Origin of the sequence: Marinobacter sp. LQ44, assembly GCF_001447155.2 — a bacterium.
Taxonomy (GTDB): Bacteria; Pseudomonadota; Gammaproteobacteria; order Pseudomonadales; family Oleiphilaceae; genus Marinobacter.
This window is the reverse complement of record NZ_CP014754.1, coordinates 1,627,232-1,653,721: the sequence shown is the minus strand read 5'-3', so window position 1 is coordinate 1,653,721 and position 26,490 is coordinate 1,627,232. Positions and strand designations below refer to the sequence as shown.

General features: G+C 57.9%; 21 protein-coding genes and 1 tRNA gene. 18 read left to right on the top strand and 4 right to left on the bottom strand.

Features of this window, described 5'->3' with window-relative positions; translation table 11 throughout:
- Positions 1-44: 44 nt before the first annotated feature.
- The 5 genes from dnaJ (at position 45) to greA (ending at position 7,361) form a co-directional block, all read left to right on the top strand.
- Positions 45-1,169: a molecular chaperone DnaJ gene (gene dnaJ / locus ASQ50_RS07760; protein WP_058092540.1), complete on the top strand. Its 1,125-nt coding sequence runs from the start codon at positions 45-47 to the stop codon at positions 1,167-1,169.
- Positions 1,170-1,180: 11 nt separating this feature from the next.
- On the top strand, positions 1,181-1,984 hold the full coding sequence (gene dapB / locus ASQ50_RS07755; protein ID WP_058092541.1) for a 4-hydroxy-tetrahydrodipicolinate reductase: 804 nt from the start codon (positions 1,181-1,183) through the stop codon (positions 1,982-1,984).
- Between the two features lie 462 nt (positions 1,985-2,446).
- On the top strand, positions 2,447-3,577 hold the full coding sequence (gene carA, locus ASQ50_RS07750; RefSeq protein WP_227513280.1) for a glutamine-hydrolyzing carbamoyl-phosphate synthase small subunit: 1,131 nt from the start codon (positions 2,447-2,449) through the stop codon (positions 3,575-3,577).
- A gap of 81 nt (positions 3,578-3,658) precedes the next feature.
- On the top strand, positions 3,659-6,877 hold the full coding sequence (gene carB, locus ASQ50_RS07745; protein ID WP_058092543.1) for a carbamoyl-phosphate synthase large subunit: 3,219 nt from the start codon (positions 3,659-3,661) through the stop codon (positions 6,875-6,877).
- 4 nt (positions 6,878-6,881) lie between these two features.
- Entirely contained in the window at positions 6,882-7,361 is a 480-nt protein-coding gene (greA, locus tag ASQ50_RS07740; RefSeq protein WP_076657186.1) for a transcription elongation factor GreA, read from the top strand.
- 222 nt (positions 7,362-7,583) lie between these two features.
- Here greA and yhbY read toward each other — a convergent pair whose 3' ends face one another.
- Positions 7,584-7,892 (bottom strand): ribosome assembly RNA-binding protein YhbY, encoded by a 309-nt coding sequence (gene yhbY / locus ASQ50_RS07735; RefSeq protein WP_058092544.1) that lies wholly within the window; start codon positions 7,890-7,892, stop codon positions 7,584-7,586.
- 398 nt (positions 7,893-8,290) lie between these two features.
- Here yhbY and ftsH point away from each other — a divergent pair, with 398 nt between their 5' ends.
- From ftsH to pnp, 13 genes are all read left to right on the top strand, one after another.
- The gene (gene ftsH, locus ASQ50_RS07730) at positions 8,291-10,228 is read left to right on the top strand and encodes an ATP-dependent zinc metalloprotease FtsH (RefSeq protein ID WP_264754034.1); all 1,938 of its coding nucleotides are present in this window, start codon (positions 8,291-8,293) and stop codon (positions 10,226-10,228) included.
- Between the two features lie 96 nt (positions 10,229-10,324).
- Positions 10,325-11,155, top strand: a complete 831-nt coding sequence (folP, locus tag ASQ50_RS07725) for a dihydropteroate synthase (protein WP_058092545.1) — start codon at positions 10,325-10,327, stop codon at positions 11,153-11,155.
- Positions 11,155-12,498: a phosphoglucosamine mutase gene (glmM, locus tag ASQ50_RS07720; protein WP_058092546.1), complete on the top strand. Its 1,344-nt coding sequence runs from the start codon at positions 11,155-11,157 to the stop codon at positions 12,496-12,498. Before folP ends, glmM begins: the two co-directional genes overlap by 1 nt.
- An 84-nt stretch (positions 12,499-12,582) precedes the next feature.
- Complete coding sequence (tpiA, locus tag ASQ50_RS07715) at positions 12,583-13,341, top strand: triose-phosphate isomerase (protein ID WP_076657184.1); 759 nt, start codon at positions 12,583-12,585, stop codon at positions 13,339-13,341.
- Between the two features lie 24 nt (positions 13,342-13,365).
- Positions 13,366-13,743, top strand: a complete 378-nt coding sequence (gene secG / locus ASQ50_RS07710; RefSeq protein WP_058092548.1) for a preprotein translocase subunit SecG — start codon at positions 13,366-13,368, stop codon at positions 13,741-13,743.
- Between the two features lie 8 nt (positions 13,744-13,751).
- Positions 13,752-13,836: transfer RNA gene (locus ASQ50_RS07705), tRNA-Leu, on the top strand.
- Between the two features lie 315 nt (positions 13,837-14,151).
- Positions 14,152-14,613 carry a ribosome maturation factor RimP gene (gene rimP, locus ASQ50_RS07700; protein ID WP_058092549.1) on the top strand — a complete coding sequence of 154 codons (462 nt, stop codon included), beginning with the start codon at positions 14,152-14,154 and terminating at the stop codon, positions 14,611-14,613.
- A 54-nt stretch (positions 14,614-14,667) separates the two neighbouring features.
- Positions 14,668-16,161 carry a transcription termination factor NusA gene (gene nusA / locus ASQ50_RS07695; protein WP_058092550.1) on the top strand — a complete coding sequence of 498 codons (1,494 nt, stop codon included), beginning with the start codon at positions 14,668-14,670 and terminating at the stop codon, positions 16,159-16,161.
- 20 nt (positions 16,162-16,181) lie between these two features.
- Entirely contained in the window at positions 16,182-18,722 is a 2,541-nt protein-coding gene (gene infB / locus ASQ50_RS07690) for a translation initiation factor IF-2 (RefSeq protein WP_058092551.1), read from the top strand.
- Complete coding sequence (gene rbfA, locus ASQ50_RS07685; RefSeq protein WP_058092552.1) at positions 18,722-19,153, top strand: 30S ribosome-binding factor RbfA; 432 nt, start codon at positions 18,722-18,724, stop codon at positions 19,151-19,153. The genes infB and rbfA overlap by 1 nt, the downstream gene beginning before the upstream one ends.
- Positions 19,150-20,073, top strand: coding sequence for a tRNA pseudouridine(55) synthase TruB (gene truB / locus ASQ50_RS07680; protein ID WP_058092553.1), 924 nt, complete (start codon positions 19,150-19,152; stop codon positions 20,071-20,073). Before rbfA ends, truB begins: the two co-directional genes overlap by 4 nt.
- 78 nt (positions 20,074-20,151) lie before the next feature.
- Positions 20,152-20,421: a 30S ribosomal protein S15 gene (rpsO, locus tag ASQ50_RS07675; protein ID WP_058092554.1), complete on the top strand. Its 270-nt coding sequence runs from the start codon at positions 20,152-20,154 to the stop codon at positions 20,419-20,421.
- Between the two features lie 396 nt (positions 20,422-20,817).
- Positions 20,818-22,905, top strand: coding sequence for a polyribonucleotide nucleotidyltransferase (gene pnp / locus ASQ50_RS07670; RefSeq protein ID WP_412535738.1), 2,088 nt, complete (start codon positions 20,818-20,820; stop codon positions 22,903-22,905).
- A gap of 247 nt (positions 22,906-23,152) precedes the next feature.
- On the opposite strand, the gene ASQ50_RS07665 is transcribed toward pnp, so the two are convergent.
- The 3 genes from ASQ50_RS07665 to ASQ50_RS07655 form a co-directional block, all read right to left on the bottom strand.
- Positions 23,153-24,043 (bottom strand): alpha/beta hydrolase, encoded by an 891-nt coding sequence (locus tag ASQ50_RS07665; protein WP_082888454.1) that lies wholly within the window; start codon positions 24,041-24,043, stop codon positions 23,153-23,155.
- On the bottom strand, positions 24,013-25,878 hold the full coding sequence (locus tag ASQ50_RS07660) for a DUF4105 domain-containing protein (RefSeq protein WP_058092556.1): 1,866 nt from the start codon (positions 25,876-25,878) through the stop codon (positions 24,013-24,015). The genes ASQ50_RS07665 and ASQ50_RS07660 overlap by 31 nt, the downstream gene beginning before the upstream one ends.
- 80 nt (positions 25,879-25,958) lie before the next feature.
- Positions 25,959-26,420 (bottom strand): DUF3015 family protein, encoded by a 462-nt coding sequence (locus tag ASQ50_RS07655; RefSeq protein ID WP_058092557.1) that lies wholly within the window; start codon positions 26,418-26,420, stop codon positions 25,959-25,961.
- Between the last annotated feature and the right edge of the window lie 70 nt (positions 26,421-26,490).

Sequence of the window (26,490 nt, the reverse complement as noted above, 5' to 3'; positions counted from 1 at the left end):
GGTAAGCCCCGCGTTTTCCGCGTTATAGCAACAGGGTTTTAAGCATGGCCAAGCGCGATTATTACGAAGTACTCGGGGTCTCCCGGGACGCGGACGAGAAGGACATAAAGCGGGCTTACCGAAAGCTTGCGATGAAATACCATCCGGACCGTAACCCGGACGACAAAGACGCCGAGAACAAGTTCAAAGAGGCCAGCGAAGCCTACGAAATTCTTGCCGATGGCAGCAAGCGTGCGGCCTACGACCAGTTTGGTCATGCCGGCGTGGATGGCCAGGCCGGCGGTGGCTTTGGCGGCGGTGGTGCCAGCTTCTCCGATATCTTTGGTGATGTCTTCGGTGACATTTTCGGTGGCGGTGGCCGGGGCCGCAACACTCGCGGTTCCGATCTGCGCTACACCCTGGAAATCGACCTGGAAGAAGCCGTCAAAGGCAAAACCGTCAAGATCAATATTCCTGGCCACAAAGAGTGTGAAGCCTGCGACGGCAGCGGTGCTGAAAAAGGCTCCCGTCCGGAAACCTGTGGAACCTGTCAGGGTATGGGGCAGGTTCGCATGCAGCAGGGTTTCTTTACCGTTCAGCAGGCATGCCCGACCTGCCGGGGCTCCGGTCAGGTCATCAAGAATCCCTGTAAAGTGTGCCACGGCCAGGGCCGCGTGAGGCAGGAAAAAACCCTGTCTGTGAAAGTGCCGCCCGGTGTGGATACCGGAGATCGGATTCGTCTCTCAGGAGAGGGCGAAATGGGCGTTGATGGTGGGCCGCCAGGCGACCTGTATGTGCAGATTGCCGTGCGCGAGCATTCCATCTTCACCCGTGATGGCCGTAATCTATACTGCGAAGTGCCAATCAGCATCGTGGATGCAGCCCTGGGTGGTGAACTGGAAGTACCGACCCTGGATGGCCGGGTCAAACTCAAGATTCCACCGGAAACCCAGACCGGCAAACTCTTCCGCCTGCGCAACAAAGGGGTTAGTCCCGTTCGCGGTGGCCCTGCCGGCGATTTGCTGTGCCGCGTGATGGTAGAAACACCGGTCAACCTGACCAAGCGCCAGAAAGAGCTGCTGGAAGAGTTCCAGGAAACCCTCAGCGGCAACAACGGCACCCATCATGCTCCGAAGAAAACCTCCTGGTTTGAGGGTGTGAAAAGTTTCTTCGACGAAATGAAATTCTGAGGGCAGAACAGATGCGGGTAGCAATCATCGGCGCCGCCGGGCGCATGGGCAAAGTACTGATAGAAGCCGTAGACGGTACCGAAGGCCTCGAACTCGGTGCTGCCATCGTCGAGCCAGGCAGCAGCCTGATTGGCGCCGACGCCGGCGAAATGACTGGCATCGGCAAAACCGGCATCAAAATGGCCGGCAGCCTCGACGACGTCAAAAACGACTTCGACGTACTGGTGGACTTCACCTTCCCGGACCTCACCCTGGAAAACGCAAAGTTCTGCAGCGCCAACGGCAAAATGATCGTCATCGGCACCACCGGCATGACCGACGCCGAGAAAGAACAGTTGGCCTTGGCGGCAGAATCCACCCCTGTGGTCTTCGCCCCCAACATGAGCGTTGGCGTCAACGTCGTCCTCAACCTCCTGCGCACCGCAGCGGCTACTTTGGGTGACGACTACGACGTAGAAATCATCGAGGCCCATCACCGCCACAAAAAAGACGCCCCCTCAGGCACCGCCCTGCGCATGGGCGAAGTGGTAGCCGACGCCCTGGGCCGTGATCTGAAAGAATGCGCCGTCTACGGCCGCGAAGGTTTCACCGGCGAGCGCACCCGCAAGGAAATCGGCTTCGAAACCATCCGCGCCGGCGACGTGGTGGGCGACCACACCGTTCTGTTCGCCACCGAAGGCGAGCGTATTGAAATCACCCACAAGGCGAGCAGCCGGATGACCTTCGCCAAAGGGGCGATGCGAGCTGCGCTCTGGCTGGAAGGGAAGGCCGCTGGACTGTATGACATGCAGGATGTCTTGAATCTGAAGGGCTGAATGTGCTCTTGAACAGTTGACCCCGAGCGAGAGAGTTCTGAGCAGCGGGCTCTGAGGTAGGAGGGCTGGATCACCTTCCCGAAAATCTCGGAGGCCATGGATGGCCGGAGCGAAGCGCACATGGGTGAGACAAGCGTTTATGAAGCAAAGCTTCATGCGCAGTCGAACGACAGCAATCTGTGATTGCTGGCTGGACCCGCCTGCGGGTGCTCGTAGCGTTTTTCGGGAAGGTGATCCAGCCCTCCTGCCGGACAACCGCCTTACGCCCGGCAAGAATTCAACGTGGACAGAAAACGCCAAGACAGCTTACAATAAGGCGATTTGACTGCACCAAGCGTACCTTTGAAAAGTTTATAAGAAAGCGGGACCGGGTTTTTACCTTGTCTCGCTTTTTTGCAACCTGAATTTGCGCTTGCGTTCCTGTTCGTGACGAACTTACGCCACTCGATGAGGATACAAGCCTTGAGCACACCAGCAATCCTTGCACTCGCAGACGGAAGCCTCTTCTACGGCACCGCCATCGGCGCAGATGGAGAAACCAGCGGCGAGGTAGTATTCAATACTGCCATGACCGGCTACCAGGAAATCCTGACCGACCCGTCCTACTCGCGCCAGATCGTCACCCTGACGTATCCGCACATTGGCAACACCGGTGTAAACGAAGAAGACGTAGAATCGGACCGCATCCATGCCGCCGGCCTGATCATTCGTGATCTACCGCTGATCGCCAGCAGCTGGCGTAACCAACAGAGCCTGGGCGAGTACCTGCGAAGCAACAACATTGTTGGCATTGCTGACATCGACACCCGCCGCCTGACTCGCATCCTGCGCGATAAAGGCTCCCAGAACGGCGCCATCATCGCTGGCGAGAACGCCACCGCCGAGCGCGCCCTGGAACTGGCGAAAGCCTTCCCCGGCCTCAAGGGCATGGATCTGGCTAAAGAAGTCACCAGCGACAAAGCCTACCAGTGGAGCCAGACCGAGTGGGATATCACAGACGGTTACGGTGACCAGGCCGCCGCCAAATTCAAGGTCGTTGCCTGGGACTACGGTGTGAAGTTCAACATCCTGCGCATGCTCGCCGCCCGTGGCTGCGACATCACCGTGGTGCCTGCGCAAACCCCGGCCTCGGAAGTGCTGGCCATGAATCCCGACGGCATCTTCCTGTCCAACGGCCCCGGCGACCCCGAGCCTTGCGACTATGCCATCACGGCTATCCAGCAAGTGCTGGAAACCGAAATCCCGGTGTTCGGCATCTGCCTCGGTCACCAGTTGCTGGCTCTGGCCAGTGGCGCCAAAACCATGAAAATGGGCCACGGCCACCACGGCGCCAACCACCCGGTGCAGGATATTGCCAAAGGCACCGTGATGATTACCAGCCAGAACCATGGGTTTGCGGTAGACGAAGCAACCCTGCCGGCTAATGTGGAAGCCACCCACAAGTCGCTGTTTGACGGCACTCTGCAGGGTATTCGCCGCACAGACAAGCCGGCTTACAGCTTCCAGGGTCACCCGGAAGCCAGCCCGGGCCCCCATGATGTGGCGCCCCTGTTCGACGAGTTTATCCAGCTGATGGAAGCGCGATCTGCCTGAGGGCAAGGCCATCACAGATAGCTCACTGGCGCATCGTACGCGCTGAAAGAATTCAAAAGTTGCTGACAGGTTTACCGAGACATGCCAAAACGTACAGACATCCAAAGCATCCTGATCCTGGGCGCAGGTCCCATTGTGATCGGGCAGGCGTGCGAATTCGATTACTCCGGGGCCCAGGCCTGCAAGGCGCTGCGCGAAGAGGGTTACCGGGTTATCCTGGTGAACTCTAACCCGGCCACCATCATGACCGACCCGGCCATGGCCGATGCCACCTACATCGAGCCCATCACCTGGAAGACGGTCGAAAAGATCATTGAGAAAGAAAAGCCGGACGCCCTGCTACCCACCATGGGTGGCCAGACCGCACTGAACTGTGCGCTGGACCTGGAAAAACACGGCGTGCTGGAAAAGCATGGCGTTGAAATGATCGGCGCCAACGCCGACACCATCGACAAGGCCGAAGACCGCGACCGCTTTGACAAGGCCATGAAGAAAATCGGCCTTGAGTGCCCGCGTGCGGCCATCGCTCATTCCATGGACGAAGCCTGGAAGATCTCCGAAGACATCGGCTTCCCGTGCATCATCCGTCCATCGTTTACCATGGGTGGTTCTGGTGGTGGTATTGCCTACAACAAGGACGAGTTCGAGGAAATCTGTACTCGCGGTCTCGACCTGTCCCCGACCAACGAGCTGTTGATCGACGAATCCCTGATTGGCTGGAAAGAGTACGAGATGGAAGTTGTTCGGGACAAGAACGACAACTGCATCATCGTCTGCGCCATCGAGAACTTCGACGCCATGGGCGTGCACACCGGTGACTCCATCACCGTGGCCCCCGCCCAGACTCTCACCGACAAGGAATACCAGATCATGCGGAACGCCTCGCTGGCGGTGCTGCGTGAAATCGGTGTGGAAACCGGCGGTTCCAACGTGCAATTCGGCATCAACCCCGACACCGGCCGCATGGTGGTGATCGAAATGAACCCGCGGGTGTCCCGTTCCTCTGCGCTGGCGTCCAAGGCCACTGGCTTCCCGATCGCCAAGGTCGCGGCCAAGCTGGCCGTGGGTTACACCCTTGATGAACTGCAGAACGAAATCACCGGCGGCGTCACCCCGGCCTCGTTCGAGCCGTCCATTGATTACGTGGTTACCAAGATTCCCCGGTTTACCTTCGAGAAATTCCCCCAGGCCGACGCCCGCCTGACCACCCAGATGAAGTCTGTCGGTGAGGTTATGGCCATTGGCCGGACCTTCCAGGAGTCGGTGCAGAAGGCATTGCGTGGCCTGGAAGTGGGTTCCGAAGGTTTTGATGAAAAGCTGGAAGAGCTGGACTCCGAGAACAGCCGCGAAACCCTGACCCGGGAGCTGAACGTACCCGGTGCCGAGCGAATCTGGTACATCGGCGATGCGTTCCGCGCCGGCATGACCGTGGACGAAGTGTTCCGCCACACCAAGGTAGACCCCTGGTATCTGGTGCAGATCGAGGACATCGTGCGCGAAGAGCAGGCCCTCAAGTCGGCCGGTAAGGCCGATATCGACAAGGCCACCCTGTTCCGTCTCAAGCGCAAGGGCTTCTCCGATGCCCGCCTGGCCAAACTGCTGGGTATTTCCGAAGTCAGCCTGCGCAAGCTGCGCCACGATCTGGGCATCCGCCCGGTGTACAAACGTGTCGATACCTGTGCGGCTGAATTTGCCTCCGACACTGCCTATATGTACTCCACTTACGAGGAAGAGTGCGAGGCGGAGCCGTCCGACCGCGAGAAGATTGTGGTCATCGGCGGTGGCCCCAACCGTATCGGCCAGGGCATCGAGTTTGACTACTGCTGCGTGCACGCGGCTCTGGCCATGCGTGAGGACGGCTACGAAACCATCATGATCAACTGCAACCCGGAGACCGTGTCGACCGATTACGACACCTCCGACCGGTTGTATTTTGAGCCGATCACCCTGGAAGACGTCCTGGAAATCATCAACGTCGAGAAACCCAAGGGCGTGATTGTCCAGTATGGCGGTCAGACTCCGCTGAAACTGGCCCGTGGCCTGGAGGCCGCCGGTGTGCCTATCATCGGTACCAGCCCGGACGCCATCGACCGCGCCGAAGACCGCGAGCGCTTCCAGCAGATGATCCAGCGTCTGGGTCTGAAGCAGCCGGAAAACGCCACTGTGCGTAGCCACGAGGAAGGCATCGTGGCGGCCCGCGAGATTGGCTACCCGCTGGTGGTGCGCCCGTCGTACGTGCTGGGTGGCCGGGCCATGGAAATCGTCTATGACGAAACTGAACTGGTGCGCTACATGCGTAACGCGGTGCTGGTTTCCAATGACAGCCCGGTACTGCTTGATCACTTCCTGAATGCTGCCATCGAAGTAGATATCGATGCCATCAGTGACGGCACTGATGTTGTGATCGGCGGTATCATGCAACACATTGAGCAGGCTGGTGTTCACTCCGGTGATTCCGCCTGCTCCCTGCCGCCCTACAGTCTGAGCAAGCAGGTGCAGGACGACATGCGTGAGGCCGTGAAGAAAATGGCCATCGAGCTGGACGTTATCGGCCTGATGAACGTGCAGCTGGCCTATCAGGACGGCGAGATCTACGTGATCGAAGTGAACCCCCGGGCTTCCCGGACCGTGCCGTTCGTGTCCAAGGCCATTGGCGTGTCTCTGGCCGCGGTTGCGGCCCGGGTTATGTCTGGCAAAAGCCTGAAAGAACTGAACTTCACTCAGGAAATCGTGCCGACCTACTACGCGGTTAAAGAGTCCGTGTTCCCGTTCAACAAGTTCCCGGCTGTGGACCCGATCCTCGGGCCCGAAATGAAATCCACCGGTGAGGTGATGGGGCTGGGCGACAGCTTTGATGAAGCCTTTGCCAAGGCGGCTCTGGCCATCGGTGAGCGCCTGCCTGCCCAGGGTACCGCGTTCATGTCTGTGCGGGATGTCGACAAGCCCGGTGCGGCGAAGGTGGCTCGTGACCTGGTTGAGGCCGGGTTCAAGGTGATTGCCACCACTGGCACTGCCAAGGCGCTGGAAGCCGAAGGTGTTGCCGTGGAGCGGGTAAACAAGGTTCGCGAGGGCCGCCCGCACATTGTTGACGCCATCAAGAATGGTCAGGTCCAGCTGATTATCAATACCACTGAAGGTCGCAAGGCGATTTCCGACTCGGCCCAGATTCGCCAGTCTGCCCTGCAGACCAAGGTGACCTACACAACCACACTGGCAGGCGGCGAAGCCTTCTGTCGGGCCATCAAATTTGGCCCGGAGCGCACAGTACGTCGCCTCCAGGATCTACACGCAGGAAAGTAAGACTATGGCTGACAGAGTACCCATGACCAAGGCGGGCGAAGCCCGCCTGCGCGAGGAGCTGAAAAAGCTGAAGTCCGAAGATCGTCCCCGGGTGATTCAGGCAATCGCCGACGCCCGTGAGCACGGTGATCTCAAGGAAAACGCCGAGTACCACGCTGCTCGCGAGCAGCAAAGCTTCATCGAAGGCCGGATTCAGGAAATCGAAGGCAAGTTGTCGGTCGCCCAGGTCATCGACGTGACCACCATGGAGAACACGGGTAAGGTGATCTTCGGCACCACGGTACACCTGGTGAACATGGATACCGACGAAGAGGTTAAATACCAGATCGTCGGCGAAGACGAAGCCGACATCAAGGCCGGCAAGCTGTCCGTATCCTCACCGATTGCCCGTGCGCTGGTAGGCAAGAACGAAGGCGACGTAGTCGCCATCCGCATCCCCTCCGGCACCGTAGAATACGAAATCTCCGAAGTAGAATACATCTAGCATCAAAGGGTCTGCTCTACGGGTCTGTCCAACGGGTCTGTCCCCGAACGGGGACTGACCCCCTTTTACCAAGCCGATCTCCTAACCAAAAACAAAAAAGCCGCACTCCCCAGCGCGGCTTTCTATGATATCAACCAAGGAACCTCACGGACTTAAACGGCCGATAACAATGAGAAGGTTATCTTTTGTCCGTGCGCGTCCGTGAGTGTCCGTGGCTAATCATCATTTATTTCTAAGCAGATTAGACAACTTCGGATTAGGCTTCTTAGCCCGCCGCAAAATCACCGCAATCTTACCAATCGTCTGCACCAGCTCGGCCCCGGAGCTCTCGCACAGCGCCTGAATGGCTTCCTGGCGCGCTTCGCGATCAGTGCTGGCCACCTTGATCTTGATCAGCTCATGATCATTCAGGGCGCGCTCAAGCTCATCCTGCAAGCCCTCAGACAGGCCTTTATCGCCAACAATAATGACGGGCTTCAGATTGTGGGCAATCGCCCGGTATTCCCGGCGTTGTTCCGGTGAAAGACTCATGATGTAATCTCTTTATCGGTGCAATTAACAAAAGGTCAGCGGCGAAACGGCTGGCGACGTCGTATAATTTCGCAATTGTAACAGATAGAATCCCGCTAAAAATGGTCGTAATCACCTACAATCGCGCTCACTGGCGCGGTGCACAGCGGGATGACGGGTCCTGGCGCCCTGTCGGTTGTCGGCTGGAACCTTCCTGTGCGGTCAGGGTCAAATGTTTCACGAAATCTCCAGGGGTGCTGGTTACAGCCCTCAGACTGTGTTTTTGCCGGGTCAGTCAGCGGGTTTGTGGTCGATACGGATGGGCCGTTTCTGGTGGACAGGCGTACAATTAGTGTAAGGTGTCGGAAAAGGGTTGGTGGCCACATGGCTGCAGCCCCGCAATTCACAGGTGATGATCCTTGAACGATATGGCAAAAAATCTGGTTCTCTGGCTAATCATAGCCGCCGTGCTGTTGATGGTGTTTCAGAATTTCTCTCCCACCACCACCGGCCAACAAGTCAACTATTCCCAGTTTGTGGAGATGGTCCAGCAGGGCCAGGTCCGGCAGGTGACCATTGATGGTCTCCAGGTTCAGGGTGTCCGTGGTGACGGGTCCCAGTTCCAGACCATTCGCCCGCAGGTCTCTGACAACAAGCTGATGGATGATCTGCTCGCCAATAACGTCGAAGTGATCGGCAAGGAGCCTGAGCGCCAGAGCCTGTGGACGCAGTTGCTGGTGGCCGCGTTCCCGATTCTGATCATTATCGCGTTGTTTGTGTTCTTCATGCGCCAGATGCAGGGCGGTGGCGGCGGCAAAGGCCCCATGTCCTTTGGCAAGAGCAAGGCGCGTCTGCTCAGTGAAGACCAGATCAAAACCACCTTTGGCGACGTCGCCGGTGTTGATGAAGCGAAGGAAGACGTTAAAGAGCTGGTCGACTTCCTGCGTGACCCGAGTAAATTCCAGCGTCTGGGTGGCCGCATTCCGAAAGGCGTGTTGATGGTGGGCCCGCCGGGCACTGGTAAGACGCTGCTGGCAAAAGCCATCGCCGGTGAAGCGAAAGTGCCGTTTTTCTCCATCTCCGGTTCTGACTTTGTAGAGATGTTCGTGGGCGTGGGTGCTTCCCGTGTTCGTGACATGTTCGAGCAGGCCAAGAAGCAAAGCCCCTGTATCATTTTTATCGATGAGATTGATGCGGTCGGTCGCCATCGTGGCGCCGGCATGGGCGGTGGCCATGACGAGCGTGAACAGACCCTGAACCAGCTGTTGGTTGAGATGGACGGCTTTGAAGGCAACGAAGGCGTCATCGTGATCGCTGCTACCAACCGTCCGGACGTTCTGGACCCTGCGCTGCTGCGTCCGGGTCGCTTTGACCGCCAGGTGGTGGTGAGCCTGCCAGACATTCTTGGTCGAGAGCAGATTCTTAAGGTGCACATGAAGAAAGTGCCCCTGGCCGACGGTATTGATCCGGCGGTTATCGCTCGCGGTACGCCTGGCTTCTCCGGTGCTGACCTCGCTAACCTGGTAAACGAGGCTGCCCTGTTCGCGGCGCGTCGTAACCAGCGTCTGGTTTCCATGGAAGAGCTGGAACTGGCGAAAGACAAGATCATGATGGGCGCCGAGCGCAAATCCATGGTGATGAGCGAGAAAGAAAAGTGGAACACCGCGTACCATGAGTCTGGCCATGCCATTGTTGGTCGCCTCGTGCCTGAACATGATCCTGTCTACAAGGTCAGTATCATTCCCCGAGGGCGCGCCCTGGGTGTGACCATGTTCTTGCCGGAAGAGGATAAGTACAGTCACTCCAAGCGCTACCTGACCAGCTCAATCTGCAGTCTGTTCGGTGGCCGAATTGCCGAAGAACTGACGCTTGGCTTTGACGGTGTGACGACCGGTGCCTCCAACGACATCGAGCGTGCCACCAGCCTGGCCCGCAACATGGTCACCAAATGGGGGTTGTCGGAAAAGTTGGGTCCCCTGCAGTACGATACCGACAGCGAAGAGCCGTTCCTGGGTCGTTCTGCTGGCCAATCGCACTCCCATCACTCTCCGGAGACCGCCCAGCGGATTGATGAGGAAGTTCGAAATATCATTGATGAGTGTTATGCCACGGCCAAGCAGATCCTGATTGAGAACCGTGACAAACTGGACCTGATGGCTGAGGCCCTGATGAAGTACGAGACCATTGATCGCTACCAGATCGATGACATCATGGCAGGCAAAGAGCCGCGGCCCCCGAAAAACTGGGGCGATAGTGGTCCCACCGGCGGAGTGAAAGCTGAAGAGCCGGCTCCGGAGCCCCGGCCATCGGATGACGGGCGTCAGCCCGGAGTAGGCAGGCCTGCCGGCGAGCACTGATCGCCCGCGCAAGACCTAGTCAAATACAGCGCCGCCCGGCCTCCGGGCGGCGTTTGTTTTTGTTATCCCTGAACAGAAAATTTCGGAATACCTGCTATGAAAATGAATTTTGCTGGCCGTTTGGTGGATCTGTCCCGGTGCCAGGTAATGGGGATTCTCAACGTTACGCCCGACTCCTTTTCAGATGGCGGCCGGTTCACGACCGCCGATGCCGCGCTTGTTCGTGCCCGGACCATGGTGGAAGACGGCGCATCCTTTATCGATGTTGGTGGTGAATCGACCCGGCCGGGAGCGGAGCCGGTATCGACCCAGGAAGAGCTGGACCGGGTTTGCCCCGTGGTAGAGGCCATTGCCCGTGAGCTGGATACCGTGATTTCAGTGGATACCAGCAACCCCGCCGTGATGGAGGAAGTGGTCGGGCTCGGCGCCGGTTTGATCAACGATGTGCGGGCGCTCCAGCGAGAGGGTGCACCGGAAGTGGCGGCCAAAGCCGGCGTGCCCGTCTGCATTATGCACATCCAGGGTGAGCCGGACACCATGCAGAATAACCCCCGATACCATAACGTTCGGCGCGACGTCAGTTCGTTTCTGACCGAACGGATGCGAGTGGTCGAAAAGGCCGGCGTGCGGCCGGAAAACATCATCCTGGACCCGGGATTTGGCTTCGGGAAAACCGTGGACCACAACATCCAGTTGTTGGCGACTCTGGAACAGTTGCATTTGCTGGGCCATCCGTTGTTGATCGGGGTGTCCCGGAAATCCATGCTCGGAGCAATTACTGGCCGAGACGTCAACGAAAGGTTGCCGGCAAGCCTCGCTGCCGCGACAATATCCGCCATGAAAGGCGCAAGCATCCTCAGGGTGCATGATGTGCGGGAGACGGTGGACGCCGTCAAGGTCGTGACGGCAGTTAAGGAGGCAATCTGATGTCCCAGCGCAAGTATTTTGGAACCGACGGAATCCGAGGGAGAGTGGGCGAAAGTCCGATTACCCCGGAGTTTATGTTGCACCTTGGGTGGGCAGCAGGCCAGGCATTCAAGAGGCAGGGCCAGCGAAACAGCGTGCTGATTGGAAAGGATACCCGCTTGTCAGGTTACATGTTTGAATCCGCACTTGAGGCGGGTTTGTCCGCTGCGGGTGTGGATGTGAAGTTGCTTGGCCCGATGCCGACGCCGGCCATTGCCTACCTGACCCGAACGTTTCGGGCATCCGCAGGCATTGTGATTAGCGCCTCTCATAACCCGCACCACGACAACGGCATCAAGTTCTTCTCGGCTAACGGCACCAAGCTCGATGACACCCTGGAGGCTGAGATCGAGCGCTGGCTCGAGCAGCCGATTCAGGTGTGCGAACCCAATGAGCTGGGCAAGGCGAGCCGTGTCGACGATGCTCCGGGCCGGTACGTGGAGTTCTGCAAGAGTACTGTGCCCAATGAGTTTACCCTCGATGGACTGCATATCGTACTCGACTGTGCCCATGGCGCCACCTACCACGTTGCCCCCAAGGTGTTCAAAGAGCTCGGAGCCAGGGTTTCGGTGATTGGCGCAGAACCGGACGGGCTAAATATCAATCTCAACGTGGGGTCCACCCACTTGGATGCCCTGAAACAGGCAGTCTCTGAGAAGCGGGCTGACCTGGGTATTGCTTTCGATGGCGATGGCGACCGCGTGCTGATGGTGGACCGCGACGGCTCAGAGGTGGATGGTGATGAATTGCTGTTTATACTGGCCTCCCAGCGCCATGCCGAAGGTAAGTTGAACGGTGGCGTGGTTGGAACCCTGATGACCAATCTGGGGGTTGAACTGGCGCTGCGTGAGATTGGCATCGAATTCGAGCGTGCCAATGTGGGTGACCGTTATGTGATGGAGCGGCTGCTGGCCAATAACTGGATTATTGGCGGAGAAGGCTCCGGCCATATGGTGATTCGTGACTGTACCAGTACCGGCGACGGTATTGTCTCTGCGTTGCAGGTGCTGTTGGCGGTTCGCCGGTCTGGCAAGCCCCTGGGAGAGCTGCGTCAGGGTATGGCCAAGTTGCCCCAGACGATGGTGAATGTGCGGGTGGCCCAGCGATTTGATCCGCTCAGCCGGTCAGACATCGTTGAGGCGATGCGCAGGGCAGAGGCGGATCTGGGTGAGGCCGGCAGAATCCTGTTGCGGGCGTCGGGAACGGAGCCCCTGATTCGGGTGATGGCAGAAGGTCAGAATGCCGATGACATTGCCCGGGTTGCCGAGCAGCTGGCCCTTGTCGTGGAGCGTTCAACACCCTGATTTTGTGGAATAGGGCGGGTTGTGCGAGACAAATGTCTGCTGTATAGTTCGCCCTCCCTCAGGTCGGGACGATTGAGATTTGGTATGCGTCGCAAGATCGTAGCTGGAAACTGGAAGATGAACGGGTCGAAAGACCTGGTGCAGCAGCTGGTCGGTCAGGTCCGCGAGCAGGTTGCCAGTCTTGATGCCAGGGCAGAGGTGGTTATCATACCTCCTGCCCTTTATGTTGACTCTGTGGTTGCGCTTTGTGGCTCTGAATTGGTTGCTGGCGTGCAGAACGTCAGTCAGTGGCAGTCGGGTGCCTACACGGGTGAAGTCTCCTCTGATATGGCGAAAGATCTGGGGTGTCAGTACGCCCTCGTTGGTCATTCCGAGCGTCGCCAGTTGTTTGGTGAGTCCGACGAAGTGGTTGTCAGGAAGATCGAGCGTGTTCTGGCGTCCGGGCTGACGGCAGTACTTTGCGTCGGTGAGACTCTGGAAGAACGCGAAGCCGGTTCGGCTGAGCGGGTAGTGGCCAGCCAGGTTCAGCAAGGCCTGGCGTCGGTGGCTGGTGAGCAGTGGTCGAAAATTGTGGTTGCCTACGAGCCGGTATGGGCAATAGGTACCGGAAAGACGGCGACCGCAGAAGATGCCCAGGCCATGCACGCGGACATTCGCCGGGTGCTTGCAGAGATGGGTGCGCCGTCTGAGACGATTTCAGTACTTTACGGCGGCAGTGTAAAAGCGGATAATGCGGCCGCTCTGTTTGCAGAGCCCGATATTGATGGCGGTCTTATAGGTGGTGCTTCCCTTAAGGCTGAAGATTTTGTAAGTATCTGCCGCGCGTTTCCGGTGGGTGCGTAAGCCAAAACGTTTACGAGAGTCTGTATGGATTGGATGGAAACACTGGTAGTCGTTGTTCACGTCGTGATCGCCGTGGCTCTGGTGGGTCTGGTCCTTATCCAGCAGGGTAAGGGTGCAGATGCCGGTGCTGCTTTCGGTGGCGGTGCGTCCCAGACCGTGTTCGGTAGTCAGGGCAGTGGTAGCTTTCTGACCCGTCTGACCACGTTTATGGCGGTTGTGTTTTTTGTGACAAGTTTTTCGCTGGCAATCTTCGCCAAGCAGCGTGCTGAAGTGGCAGGTGAGGCCGGTATTCCGACAGTTCAGGAATCCCGTCAGGCGCCGGCTGAAGCTGCGCCTGGTATCGAAGAATCTGCAGGTCGCGAAACCGAGGGTGGGGAGTCTCAGCTCCCTGACCTCGAGTAAAGAATGTTGCCCGGGTGGTGAAACTGGTAGACACGCCATCTTGAGGGGGTGGTAGCGAAAGCTGTGCCGGTTCGAGTCCGGCCCCGGGCACCATATTTGAGTAAGACGGCTTGGAAGTTCCAGGCCGTTTTTTTTGGTCAGTCCTTGACCAGTCTGCGCGGCGTCTCTATACTCCGGCGGATATTGGACCTTGCAACGGCGTTGTAGTGTCCAGGCAGGCCAGGTGTCTGTCGGCAGAGGGCAGAGTTGGGTTAGCTTTCTGCGAATTCTTGCAACAAAAGGCCCCATTCATAGGGGCTTTTTGATTAAGGGGCCTGGCGCAAAGGGCCCTGGTGCATAAAAAGGGCTGATCAACAGCCCTTTTTTTGTTTTTGTAGTCCGAAAATCTGAATACGGAGGCGGCGACACTTGTCAGCCAAGCTTAAACAACTGGAAGACATTCTGCGCCCGGTAGTGGAAGGGCTCGGGTATGAATTCTGGGGTATCGAATACCGTTCCCGGGGCTATCAGTCCATGCTTCGGGTGTTTATTGATGATGCGGAAAATGGCATCAGTATTGAAGACTGCGAGAAAGTCAGCCGTCAGATAAGCGGCGTGATGGATGTGGAAGACCCCATCCAGAGTGAATACACCCTGGAGGTGTCGTCGCCGGGTATGGACCGACCGCTGTTTCGTCTCGAGCAGTATCAGGAATTCGTTGGCCATCAGGTTCAGATCAAGCTGCGCATGGCGTTTGAAGGCCGGCGCAAATTTACAGGCCTGATCAAAGGTATAGAGGGCGATGAAGTCATCGTGGTTGTTGATGACCACGAATACCTGTTGCCTTTTGACAGTATTGAAAAGGCCAACATCGTACCGGTTTTTGAATGACCCATTCGAACAAGACTGTGGATGCATCGATTATATTGAGGGCAGGGCAATCCAATGAGTAAAGAGATCTTGCTGGTAGTAGAATCCGTCTCGAACGAGAAAGGTGTCGAGAAAGACGTGATTTTCGAGGCGATCGAGCTGGCGCTCGCGACCGCTGCCAAGAAGCGTTATGAAGACGAAGAAGCGGACATCCGGGTTGCCATTGACCGCCGCACCGGAGAGTACGAGACCTTCCGCCGCTGGTTGGTAGTGGACAACGACGCCGTTCCAGCGCTGGGTACAGAACTGACCTTGCAGGAAGCCGAAGAAATCAGTCCAGACCTGAAGCCGGGCGACATCCACGAAGAGAAAGTGGAATCAGTCGCCTTTGGCCGTATCGGCGCCCAGGCTGCCAAGCAGATTATTTTCCAGAAGGTTCGCGAAGCCGAGCGCATGAAGATCGTCGACAGCTACCGCGACCGCGTTGGCGAGCTGGTTTCCGGAACGGTCAAGAAGGTGACACGGGACAACGTGATTGTGGATCTGGGTGGCAACGCTGAGGCACTTCTGCCCCGTGAGCATCTGATTCCCCGGGAAACCTTCCGCATGGGCGACCGCGTGCGTTCCCTGTTGCTGGAGATCCGCACCGATCATCGCGGCCCGCAGCTGATCCTGAGCCGTACCGACGCGCAGATGCTGATTGAGCTGTTCCGCATTGAAGTGCCGGAGATTGCTGAGGACCTGATTGAGATCCGTGGTGCAGCCCGTGATCCCGGCTCCCGCGCCAAGATTGCCGTGAAGACCAACGACCGCCGTATTGATCCGGTGGGTGCCTGCGTGGGCATGCGGGGCTCCCGGGTCCAGGCCGTGTCCAACGAGCTGGGCGGCGAGCGAGTTGATATTGTGCTGTGGGACGACAACCCGGCCCAGTTGGTCATCAACGCCATGGCGCCGGCCGAGGTGGCCTCCATCGTGATGGATGAAGACCGCCACACCATGGATGTTGCCGTCGCCGAAGACAATCTGGCCCAGGCCATCGGCCGTAACGGCCAGAACGTTCGTCTGGCCACCGAGCTGACCGGCTGGACTTTGAACGTAATGACCGAGGAAGAAGCCGGCGAGCGCCAGGAGCAGGAATACTCTCGCCTGGTTGAGCACTTTACCGCGCACCTGGACGTTGACGAGGAATTTGCCGGTGTCCTGATCGACGAAGGCTTTACCTCGATTGAGGAAGTGGCGTACGTGCCGATGGAAGAAATGCTGGCTATCGATGGCTTTGACGAAGAAACCGTCACAGAGCTGCGCCGTCGTGCCAAAGACGTCCTGTTGAACCAGGCGTTGGCGAGTGAAGAGGCCCTGGAGGGCGCGGAGCCCGCAGAAGATCTTCTCAACATGGACGGTATGGACCGTTCACTGGCGTTCAAACTCGCCGGTATGGGCGTGCGTACGATGGAAGATCTGGCTGAGCAGTCAATTGACGAACTGCTTGAAATTGAAGGTATGGATGAAGAGCGTGCTGGTCAGCTGATCATGACCGCGCGTGCCCCCTGGTTTGAAGACCAGGCCTGATTCGGGAGAGGAGGACCAGTATGGCTGATGTAACGGTAAAACAACTGGCCGCAGATGTAGGCGCTCCCGTGGATCGTTTGCTGAAGCAGATCGTGGAAGCGGGCCTGAAAGCCCGTAGTGAGAACGACGCTGTCACCAGTGATGAGAAGCAGCAGTTGCTGACCTATCTGAGAAAGACCCACGGTGAAGCTCAGGCAGAGCCGAACAAGATCACCCTGAAGCGTAAAACCACCACCACGCTGAAGGCCGGTAAGGCAAAAACCGTGAACGTGGAAGTGCGCAAGCGCCGCACCTATATCAAGCGTGCGGAACTGCAGCCGGAACCAGAGGTTGAAGCACCGAAGCCGGAAGAGGTAGCGGAACAGCCTGTGGCTGAATCCCCGGTGGTCGATGAAGCACCGAAAGTGGCTGCAGAGCAGCCGCAAGAACAGCCGGCAGAAACCGCCGCTCCATCAGAGCCGGCAGCGGCTGAGCCTGTTCAGGAAGAAAAGTCCGAACCCGAACTGGAAACAGCGCCGGAGGACATTCCCATGCCTCCGCCTGAAGACGAAGGTCGGGATCGCAAGCCAAAGAAAAAGAAAGAAAAGGTACGCGAGCGCGGCGACGATATCGAAGAAGGCAAGCCGAAGAAGAAGCAGGCTGGCCATCGCGGCCCTCGCAGCCGTCCGGTTGAAGAACCTCTGGTGATTTCTGAAGACGAGGAAGAAGCCGTTCCTCGCAAGCAGCTGCGGGCTAAAAAGAAACCGAAAGAAAAGCGTCATGCTTTCGAGAGGCCCACAAAGCCAATGGTTAGAGAAGTACAGATTCCGGAAACCATCACCGTCGGTGATCTTGCCCAGCGCATGGCTGTCAAAGCCGCTGATGTCATTAAAACCCTGATGGGAATGGGCGTTATGGCCACCATCAACCAGGCACTGGATCAGGAAACCGCCGTTCTGGTAACCGAAGAGCTGGGCCACAAGCCCAAAGCGGTCAGTGAAGATGCCTTTGAAGAAGAAGTGCTGAGCGAGATTACCGTGCAGCATGAAGGCAAGGAAAAGATCAAGCGCGCCCCGGTTGTGAGCGTGATGGGTCACGTTGACCACGGTAAGACATCCCTGCTGGACTACATTCGGCGCACCAAGGTGGCCGCGGGTGAGTCCGGTGGTATTACCCAGCACATCGGCGCCTACCACGTAGAAACCGATCACGGCATGGTGTCGTTCCTGGACACCCCGGGCCACGCAGCGTTTACCGCCATGCGCGCGCGCGGTGCCCAGTGCACGGATATCGTTATCCTGGTTGTGGCTGCGGATGACGGTGTTATGCCGCAAACCAAGGAAGCGGTTCAGCATGCACGCTCTGCCGGTGTGCCCCTGGTGGTCGCCATCAACAAGATGGACAAGGAAGAGGCCGACCCGGACCGCATCAAAAACGAACTGTCTGCTCTGGATGTGATTCCGGAAGACTGGGGCGGCGACGTGCAGTTTGTGCCTGTGTCGGCCCATACCGGTCTTGGTATTGATGATCTGCTGGAAGCTGTCCTGCTGCAGGCCGAGATTCTGGAACTTGAAGCATCACCGGATGCCTCCGCCCGTGGTGTGGTTGTTGAGTCCAGCCTGGAGCGTGGTCGTGGTTCTGTTGCGACCGTTCTGGTTCAGAACGGCACCCTGCGCCAGGGCGACATGGTCGTGGCCGGCTCATTCTACGGCAAGGTTCGGGCGATGACCGACGAAGCCGGCAAGCAGGTCAAGGAAGCTGGCCCGTCCATTCCGGTCGAAATTCTTGGCCTGAATGGCACACCGGATGCTGGCGATGAGTTCTTCGCCGTGGCTGATGAGAAGAAAGCCAAAGAACTGGCCGAATTCCGCCAGACCCGCGAGCGCGAGCAGCGTCTGCAGCGCCAGCAGGCCGCCAAGCTGGAGAATATGTTTGAGAACATGGGTAAAGACGAAGTCAAAACCCTTAACGTTGTTCTCAAGACCGACGTTCGTGGTTCCCTGGAGGCCATCACCAAGGCCCTGCAGGACCTGGGTAACGAGGAAGTTCAGGTCAAGATTGTTTCGTCTGGTGTTGGCGGTATTGCCGAGACAGACGTGAGCCTGGCCATGGCCACCAACGCGGTTATCTTCGGTTTCAACGTGCGTGCGGATACCGCTTCCAAGCGCCTGGTGGAGCAGGAAGGTCTGGATCTGCGTTACTACAGCATCATCTATAACCTGATTGATGATGTTAAGTCCGCCCTGACTGGTATGCTCAAGCCCGAATTCCGGGAAGACATCGTGGGTATCGCCGATGTGCGGGACGTGTTCCGTTCACCGAAGTTTGGCCAGGTGGCCGGCTGTATGGTGACCGAGGGTACCGTATACCGTAACAAGCCGATCCGCGTACTGCGTGACAACGTGGTTATCTTCGAGGGCGAGCTGGAATCCCTGCGTCGCTTCAAGGATGACGTACCGGAAGTCCGCAACGGTATGGAGTGTGGTATCGGTGTTAAAGGCTACGACGTGAAAGTGGGCGATCAGATCGAGGTGTTCGATCGCGTTCGCGTTGAGCGTCAGCTCGAATCAACGGGGGCCTGATGGCGCGGGAATACAGTCGCATAGATCGTATCGGCGATCAGATGCAACGTGAACTGGCCCAGCTCATCCAGCGCGAGGTCAAAGACCCTCGCGTTGGCATGGTCACGGTGAATGCCGTCAAGGTCAGCCGTGATCTGGGCTATGCCGATATTTACATTTCCCTGTTGTCGACCGAAGAGCTTACCGAGCAATCTCCGGAAGTTCAGGATTCCCTGGCGGTGCTCAACAAGTCCTCGGGATTCCTGCGAGGTCAGGTCGGGCGGGCGATGAAGCTGCGGGTGGTACCCCACCTGCGTTTCCACTTCGACAGCCTGCTTAACCAGAGTCGCAAGATGGACCGTCTGATTCGAGAAGCCGTTGGGGATCAGCCTGCTGTTCCTCGCGATGATAACGATGATCCGGTTTCAGATAATCCGGAGCGTGATGCTTGAGCCGAAGACGTAAAGGCCGTGACGTAAATGGCATCCTGGTGATCGACAAGCCCCAGGGTGTCACCTCCAACGGGATTCTGCAGCAGGTCAAGCGCCTGTATGGCGCCGCTAAGGCGGGCCACACAGGTGCGCTTGATCCGCTCGCCACCGGTGTTTTGCCGCTGTGTTTTGGAGAAGCCACCAAATTTTCCCAGACCATGCTCGACAGTGACAAGGCGTATATCACTACCGCGCGGTTGGGCATACGGACAGAAACCGGTGATAGCGAAGGCGCAGTGGTTGAAGAAAAACCGGTGCCTGCATTGACTGAGGCGCAGGTGGAAACCGTGCTGGAGCAGTTCCGGGGTGATATCCAGCAGGTACCGTCCATGTACTCTGCGCTCAAGCACCAGGGCCGGCCACTGTACGAGTATGCCCGCGAAGGCATTGAGATCGAGCGCCCGGCGCGTCCTGTCACCATCTATGAGTTGACCCTGTTGGCGGTTCGCGAGCAGGAGCTTGACCTGGCGGTGACCTGTACCAAGGGTACGTATATACGCTCACTGGTTGAAGATATCGGTGCGGTACTGGGGTGCGGTGCCCATGTCAGTGCACTTCGGCGTACCCTGGCCTCTGGCTACACGCTGGAAAATGCTCACGATGTCAAAGACCTGGAAGCCATGCGTGAGCGCGGTGAGAGCCTGGACGGCTTGCTGCTGACGCCGGAAAGCGCGCTGACGATGTTTCCCGAGTACCGGCTTTCTGGCTCGGCACTGGTATCGATATTGAACGGACAACCGGTTAGAATACCGGGTCAGTCCCTTGAAGGCTTCGTGCGTGTCTACGGCGATCGTAACTTCGTGGGATTGGCAGAAGCTATGCCGGAGGGCGATGACACCAAACTGGTGCCGCGCCGTCTGGTAAAGAACAGTGGCGGGTAACACCGCCGCTGATTAGCCGGGCTGTAGAGATGCGCGGTTCGGCCGGATTTATCAGCATCGCAAACCATGAGGTGTAATATGGCACTGTCTGCCAATGAGAAAGCTCAGATCGTTAAGGATTTTCAGCAAGTTGAAGGCGATACCGGTTCTCCTGAAGTTCAGGTTGCACTGCTGAGCGCCAACATCAACAAGCTGCAGGATCACTTCAAGGCCAACAAGCAGGATCACCATTCCCGCCGCGGCCTGATCCGGATGGTAAACCAGCGTCGTAAGCTGCTGGACTACCTCAAGCGTAAAAACGCTGACCGTTACCTGGAGCTCATCCAGCGCTTGGGTCTGCGTCGCTAATCCGGTTTAGCGACCTGAAGGCTGGCCCGGGGTTGCCCGGGTTCAGCCGCGCTTCTCTCCCACTGTCTGTGTGTGCCCGCTCAGGGGATGCCAGACGGTGTTTATGCTGCAGTTGATTTGTCAGTGAAACCGAAGGATTTTCTCTGTCTAATGGAAAGCCGATATTGATAGCAGGTTGTTGAAAAGCCCGGGAGCCGCACACAGTTGGCCGCTCGCCACACCGGGGTTTTGCAACAGCCTGTTAGCTTTCAGACGGGTTGCCTTTCGGTTCACAGATCAGACTGCTGCGGTGGTAAAGAAAACCTGGCAAGGGTGAGTGCCACCCGGCCAGGTATTAACCGTTGAAAAGAGCAGGAGTTTATTGTGGAACTGCAACCACGTATCAAGACATTTGAAATGGGTGGGGAAACCTTCACCCTGGAAACCGGTCGTATTGCCCGTCAGGCAACCGGCGCGGTACTGGTAAGCACCGGCGACACTGCCGTTCTGGGCACCGTTGTTGGCGCCAAAGAGCCCAAGCCGGGCCAGGGCTTCTTCCCCCTGACTGTGAACTACCAGGAAAAAACCTACGCCGCCGGTAAAATTCCGGGCGGCTTTTTCAAGCGTGAAGGTCGTCCGTCCGAGAAAGAGACGCTGACCTCCCGCCTGATCGACCGTCCGATTCGCCCGCTGTTCCCGAACGGCTACATGAACGAAGTTCAGGTTGTGCTGACGGTTATGTCTGCCAGCAAGAACCACGATCCGGATATCGCTGCCATGATTGCTGCATCTGCAGCCCTGGCCATCTCCGGTATCCCGTTCGACGGCCCGATTGGTGCTGCCCGTGTGGGTTACACCAACGAGAAAGGCTACTTCCTGAACCCGACCTTCGAAGAGCTGGGTAGCTCCCTGCTGGACATGGTTGTGGCCGGTACCGACGAAGCGGTGCTGATGGTTGAGTCCGAGGCCAAGGGCCTGACGGAAGACCAGATGCTGGGCGGCGTGCTCTACGCCCACCAGGAAATGCAGGCAGCCATCACCGCGATCAAGGAATTTGCTGCTGAAAACGGCAAGCCGCGCTGGGAATGGCAGCCTGAAGCTGAAAACACCGAACTTCTGAACGCCATCAAGGCCGAGTTCGGCGGTGCCATCGAAGAAGCCTACGCAATCCGCGACAAGATGGCTCGCTATGAGCGTCTGGGCGAGATCAAATCCGCTGCCGTTGAAAAACTGGCCGGTGAAGAAGAAGGCCAGCCGTCCGAAGAGGAAGTGAAGAAGTATTTCGGCAAGGTTGAGAAGTCTGTGGTTCGTCTGCAGGTTATCGAAGGCAAGCCGCGTATCGATGGCCGTGACAACAAGACCGTTCGCCCGATCAAGGTTGAAGTTGGCGTACTGCCGTCCGTGCACGGTTCTGCCCTGTTCACCCGTGGCGAGACCCAGGCCATCGTCACCGCCACCCTGGGTACCACCCGTGACGTGCAGATCATCGATGCCCTGGAAGGCGAGCGCAAGGACCCGTTCCTGTTCCACTACAACTTCCCTCCGTACTCCGTAGGTGAAGCGGGCCGTATGGGCTCCCCGGGCCGTCGTGAAATCGGTCACGGTCGCCTGGCCAAGCGTGGTGTAGCCGCGGTTATGCCGACTATCGAAGAATTCCCGTATGCCATCCGTGCGGTATCCGAGATCACTGAATCCAACGGTTCCAGTTCCATGGCTTCCGTGTGTGGTTCTTCCCTGGCTCTGATGGACGCCGGTGTGCCTCTGAAGGCTCCGGTGGCCGGTATCGCCATGGGTCTGGTCAAGGAAGGCGACAAGTTCGCGGTCCTGACTGACATCCTGGGTGACGAAGACCACCTGGGCGACATGGATTTCAAGGTTGCCGGTACCAAAGACGGCGTTACTGCCCTGCAGATGGACATCAAGATCCAGGGTATTACCGACGAAATCATGGAAATCGCCCTGGAGCAGGCCAACGCTGCGCGTCTGCACATCCTGGACGAGATGAACAAGGTGATCGCCGAGCCCCGTGCCGAGCTTTCTGAGCGCGCTCCGAGCATCACCACCATCAAGATCCATCCGGACAAGATCCGTGACGTTATCGGTAAGGGCGGTTCTGTGATCCGTTCTATCTGTGACGAGACCGGTGCGTCTATTGACCTGGACGACGACGGCAACGTGAAGATCTACGCCGACAACGCTGCGGCCGCACAGGCTGCCGTGAATCGGGTGAAGGAAATCACTGCCGAGATCGAAGTGGGCGCTATCTACAAGGGCCGCGTTGAGCGCATTGTGGACTTCGGTGCCTTCGTTAACATCCTGCCTGGCAAGGATGGTCTGGTGCACATTTCCCAGATCTCTGAGCGCCGTATCGAGAACGTGACTGACGAGCTGAGCGAAGGTCAGGAAGTTCTGGTGAAGGTGCTGGATGTGGACAACCGTGGTCGCGTTAAGCTGTCCATGAAGGAAGTTAAGGAAGGCGAGCAGCCGACTGACTTCGCTGACTGATTTTCAGTTAGTCAGTATTGAGAAAACCCGCCTTTTGGCGGGTTTTCTCGTTTCTGGGCCTCGGACTATGATGCCCTGCAGGGGTTGGGAGAGCCTTTTCAAAAGACGCTACGAGCACGTCCCTGTGCGCTTCGTTCGGGCCATCCATGGCCCTCAAGACTTTTGAAAAGGCTCTCCCAACCCCTGCTTAAACATTGTTCGGGGAGTCTCGTGTCTTTTCGTCCGTGAGTGTCCGTGTCGTCCGTGGCTAAAAAGCCCCGTCCATGAACTCCAGTACCGCCTCCCGATACGCCGGAAGAACAAACGTCGCGCCATGGGGTGTGTCGGTCCTCAGGAAGTCTTTGGGCTGTTCTGCGGCTTCATACAGTCGCATGCCGTGGTGGAACGGGATAATGCCATCTCGGGCGCTGTGGATGATTTTGACGGGGACCGGGGCGATGTTGGCGATTCGGTCCACGCCTTCGTAGTCGTCGGTGATGCTCCAGCTCAGGGGGATTTGGAACGGCCAGGTTAGCCAGAATTCTCCGAGTTTTTCACGGGCGATCAGGCGGAAGCCGGAGAAGGTGCCGTCGAGGATCACGCCGCTGAGCTGGGGTTGTTCGCTGCGCTGTACCCATTCACTGGCCAGGGCGATGCCGAGGCCGCCGCCGAGGCTTTGGCCGAGGAGGAACAGGGGATGGTCGTTTTCGGGGTGGCGTTCTGCGAGCCAGCGCAGGCCGGTTTCGGTGTCGTGCAGGGCGCCTTCTATGTCTGGCGCGCCGGTGGATTGGCCGTAGCCCCGGTAGTCTATGGCAAATACGTTGTAGCCTTGCTCCGGCAACCAGGCGACGTTGAGGATGTGGGCGCTGACGTTCTGGGCGTTGCCGTGCAGGTAATAGACCGTGCCTTTGGCGGGTTCTTCTGTGAGGGCGGGCAGCCACCAGCCGTGGAGGGTTTCGCCATCGGCGGTATCCAGGTAGATGTCTTCATACTCCAGATTCAGGCGGTCCGGGGTGATGTAGGTTACCTTGTCCGGGTAGAAGAACACGCTGCTGCAGCCGGTTTGCAGCAGGGCGATAAAGACCAGCAGGATGAGTTGTGTTGGACGTTTGCTCAGCCTGAAGTTCATCAGAAATACGCGTGAATGCCAGCCTGCCATGTGCTTTGGTACCTGTTGAAGTGGTCTTCCCGGGTGAATTCGGCAAACAGGCTGAATTCCCGGCCGATATGCAGATTGCCTTTCACGTACAGCTGGTCTTGCCGGTGTTGGCTACTGATGATCCAGGCCTTGGTTTTGGCGCCGGCCAGAAGGCTGAACCGGTTGTTCTGGTGCAGCAGGCCCAGGTCAGCGCCCGGGGCGAAGTCGTAGCCGCGGCGGATGTCATCGTCGATTTCCAGGTCGGCGGTGGCGACGGCGAAGGCCTGGGTGTTGTAATTCAGGCTCCAGCTCCCACCGGCACCGCCCTCCAGGTAGGGCGTGAGCACTCGCTGTGTGCCGGTGTCTGTGCGCCGCCCGCCGAAGCCTACCTGCCAGGAAATGGGAGAGAAGAACTGGTTGCGAGGGCTAAGGGAACGAATTTCCACGCCCACAATTTGTTCCACCTGCAGTTCGTCATTGTCATGGTAGAGCCGCGCGTCCAGCCGCAGGAACTGTAGCTGGGCACCGGAGCGATAACCTTCTGGCGGGTCCAGTACGTCATGGTAGGCGGGGCGCAGAGTGAGCTGGGTGAATTCGGCGTGGTCCAGTTGGCCACTACCGAGGCTTACCCGAAAAGTGTCGTGGCCCTGGTCGTCACGAACCGCAGGCTCCGGTACTGGAGGTATCTCCTGCGCATCGTCTATCCGGCTGCGTGAGATCAGTAGCTGATGCGACAGGGGGGCGGAAAATTCCCTTGGCCAGCCACGGGCTTCGCTTTGGTAGCGCACGTAATCGTAGGTGGCGTCCAGTACCCAGGCTCTTTCCTGTGTCGAGAGCTGTTGCATCTCAGGGCCATCCACCTGCACGTAACCATTGGCGATGGCTGCGGCCAGGGTTTGATGGTCACGGGGCAGGGTATCGAGGCTGTGGCTAACAGCTGTGGCGGCCGAAGGCCGGTAATGAATGCTCTCGACAAGGTCTGCATCCCGAACCCAGCGTACCGTGTCGGAGGGGATTGCGTGAGTGCTCACTTCACCCAGCAGGTTGGTGCCCGGGCGCGCGGCATCAATCAGTGCCAGCAAGCGGTAGGCACAGTTCTCGTCAAAGAAGTAGTAATCGAAGTTTTTGTCCTGAATTTCCCAGGTGTGGGCCAGCAGGGTGTCTACTTCTGGCTGGGTCAGGTTCAGGGTGTATTCCCATAAGTCCCGGTGTTCGATGTCGTTATACAGCCGGATCATCTCGTAATAGGGCCGGATGGAGGTAATCCCGGGATAACCGCCGAAAATACCCCGGTAGGCAAACAGCAGCTCGCTGTCGTGCTCGGCGGCGTCCGCTGCGTAAGAAATGGTATTGGCCAGCAGCAGGTCGGCTTCTTCATCCTCCTGGGGTGGGTCCAGTCGAAGGAAGGTATGGCCGAACATGGACGATGGGCTGTTCAGGTAAGAGGCGGCGAACACCAGTGTGACCTTCTCGGTGTTCAGTTCGGCCGCCCACTCGTCATAAGCGGGGCAAACGACAGGATCAGCGGGCAGGTCGAGCTGTTCCCGAAGCCAGGCATCCCGGGCCGGAAAGCGGCATCGGGCGTGATCGTTGCCTTCACCTGGCTCCTGAATAGCGGCAAGCGTTGCTTCCAGTTCTTCCCTGGGTGAGGTTTTGCCGTTCTCGCTCAGAAAAAACGCAGAGTCGTCCGCCTGGCTGGTGTAGCCGGCGCCAAATCGGTCAGGCTGGTAATGGCCAAGGGTCAACCATACCGGGTGAAGGTGCAGTTCATCAGGTGTGATGGCAACGGCTGCCTGGGCCGAGAGTGAGCATGCAAGCCACAGAGCGGCCTGACGGAGGCGCAAGATGTTACCCATAGGGGAGATCAGAGTCCGGATTGCGATTGGGTGCAGGAGGGCGCCATCCGTGGCGCCAGTCAGTCTGAGTTATTAATTTATCAAGCTACTACATACTTCCGTAGGGATTTATCCTGCTCCATGAGGCTTACGATTGCGTCAACAGCTTGCCCTGTTGTTGCTTCTGGAGAGGGGAAAATTATTTCAAAATTAGATTGTAAAAGATGATAGAAGGCTGGGCGTTCATCGGGTGTGATACCGAGAGTAACGGCCATTGCCTCCAGATTCTCTCCGCTGCCCTTTGAAATATCTGCAGCTACGGCTGAACCGCGAGAATCAATCAGCATTGCCATCGATTGTACGCTCTGGTTCGTGTTACAGCCCACAATCCCGAACGTCATACTCACAGTTTGGGAAGCCATGCCGTTGGTGGTTGCCCCTAACACGTGAGGAATTACGCCAGACTGTCCTTTCCAAATCATAGCGCCAACACCACAGCCAGGTTGGGCGAACACCATCGAAGACGCTGATATTAGCAGGGCTCCTAAAACGATTCTTTTCATTTTTTCTCTCCTTGCGGTCTTTTCGAGCAAGGCTGTTCTCAGCCTACCCTTCTAGCAAGTGTAGTTACAT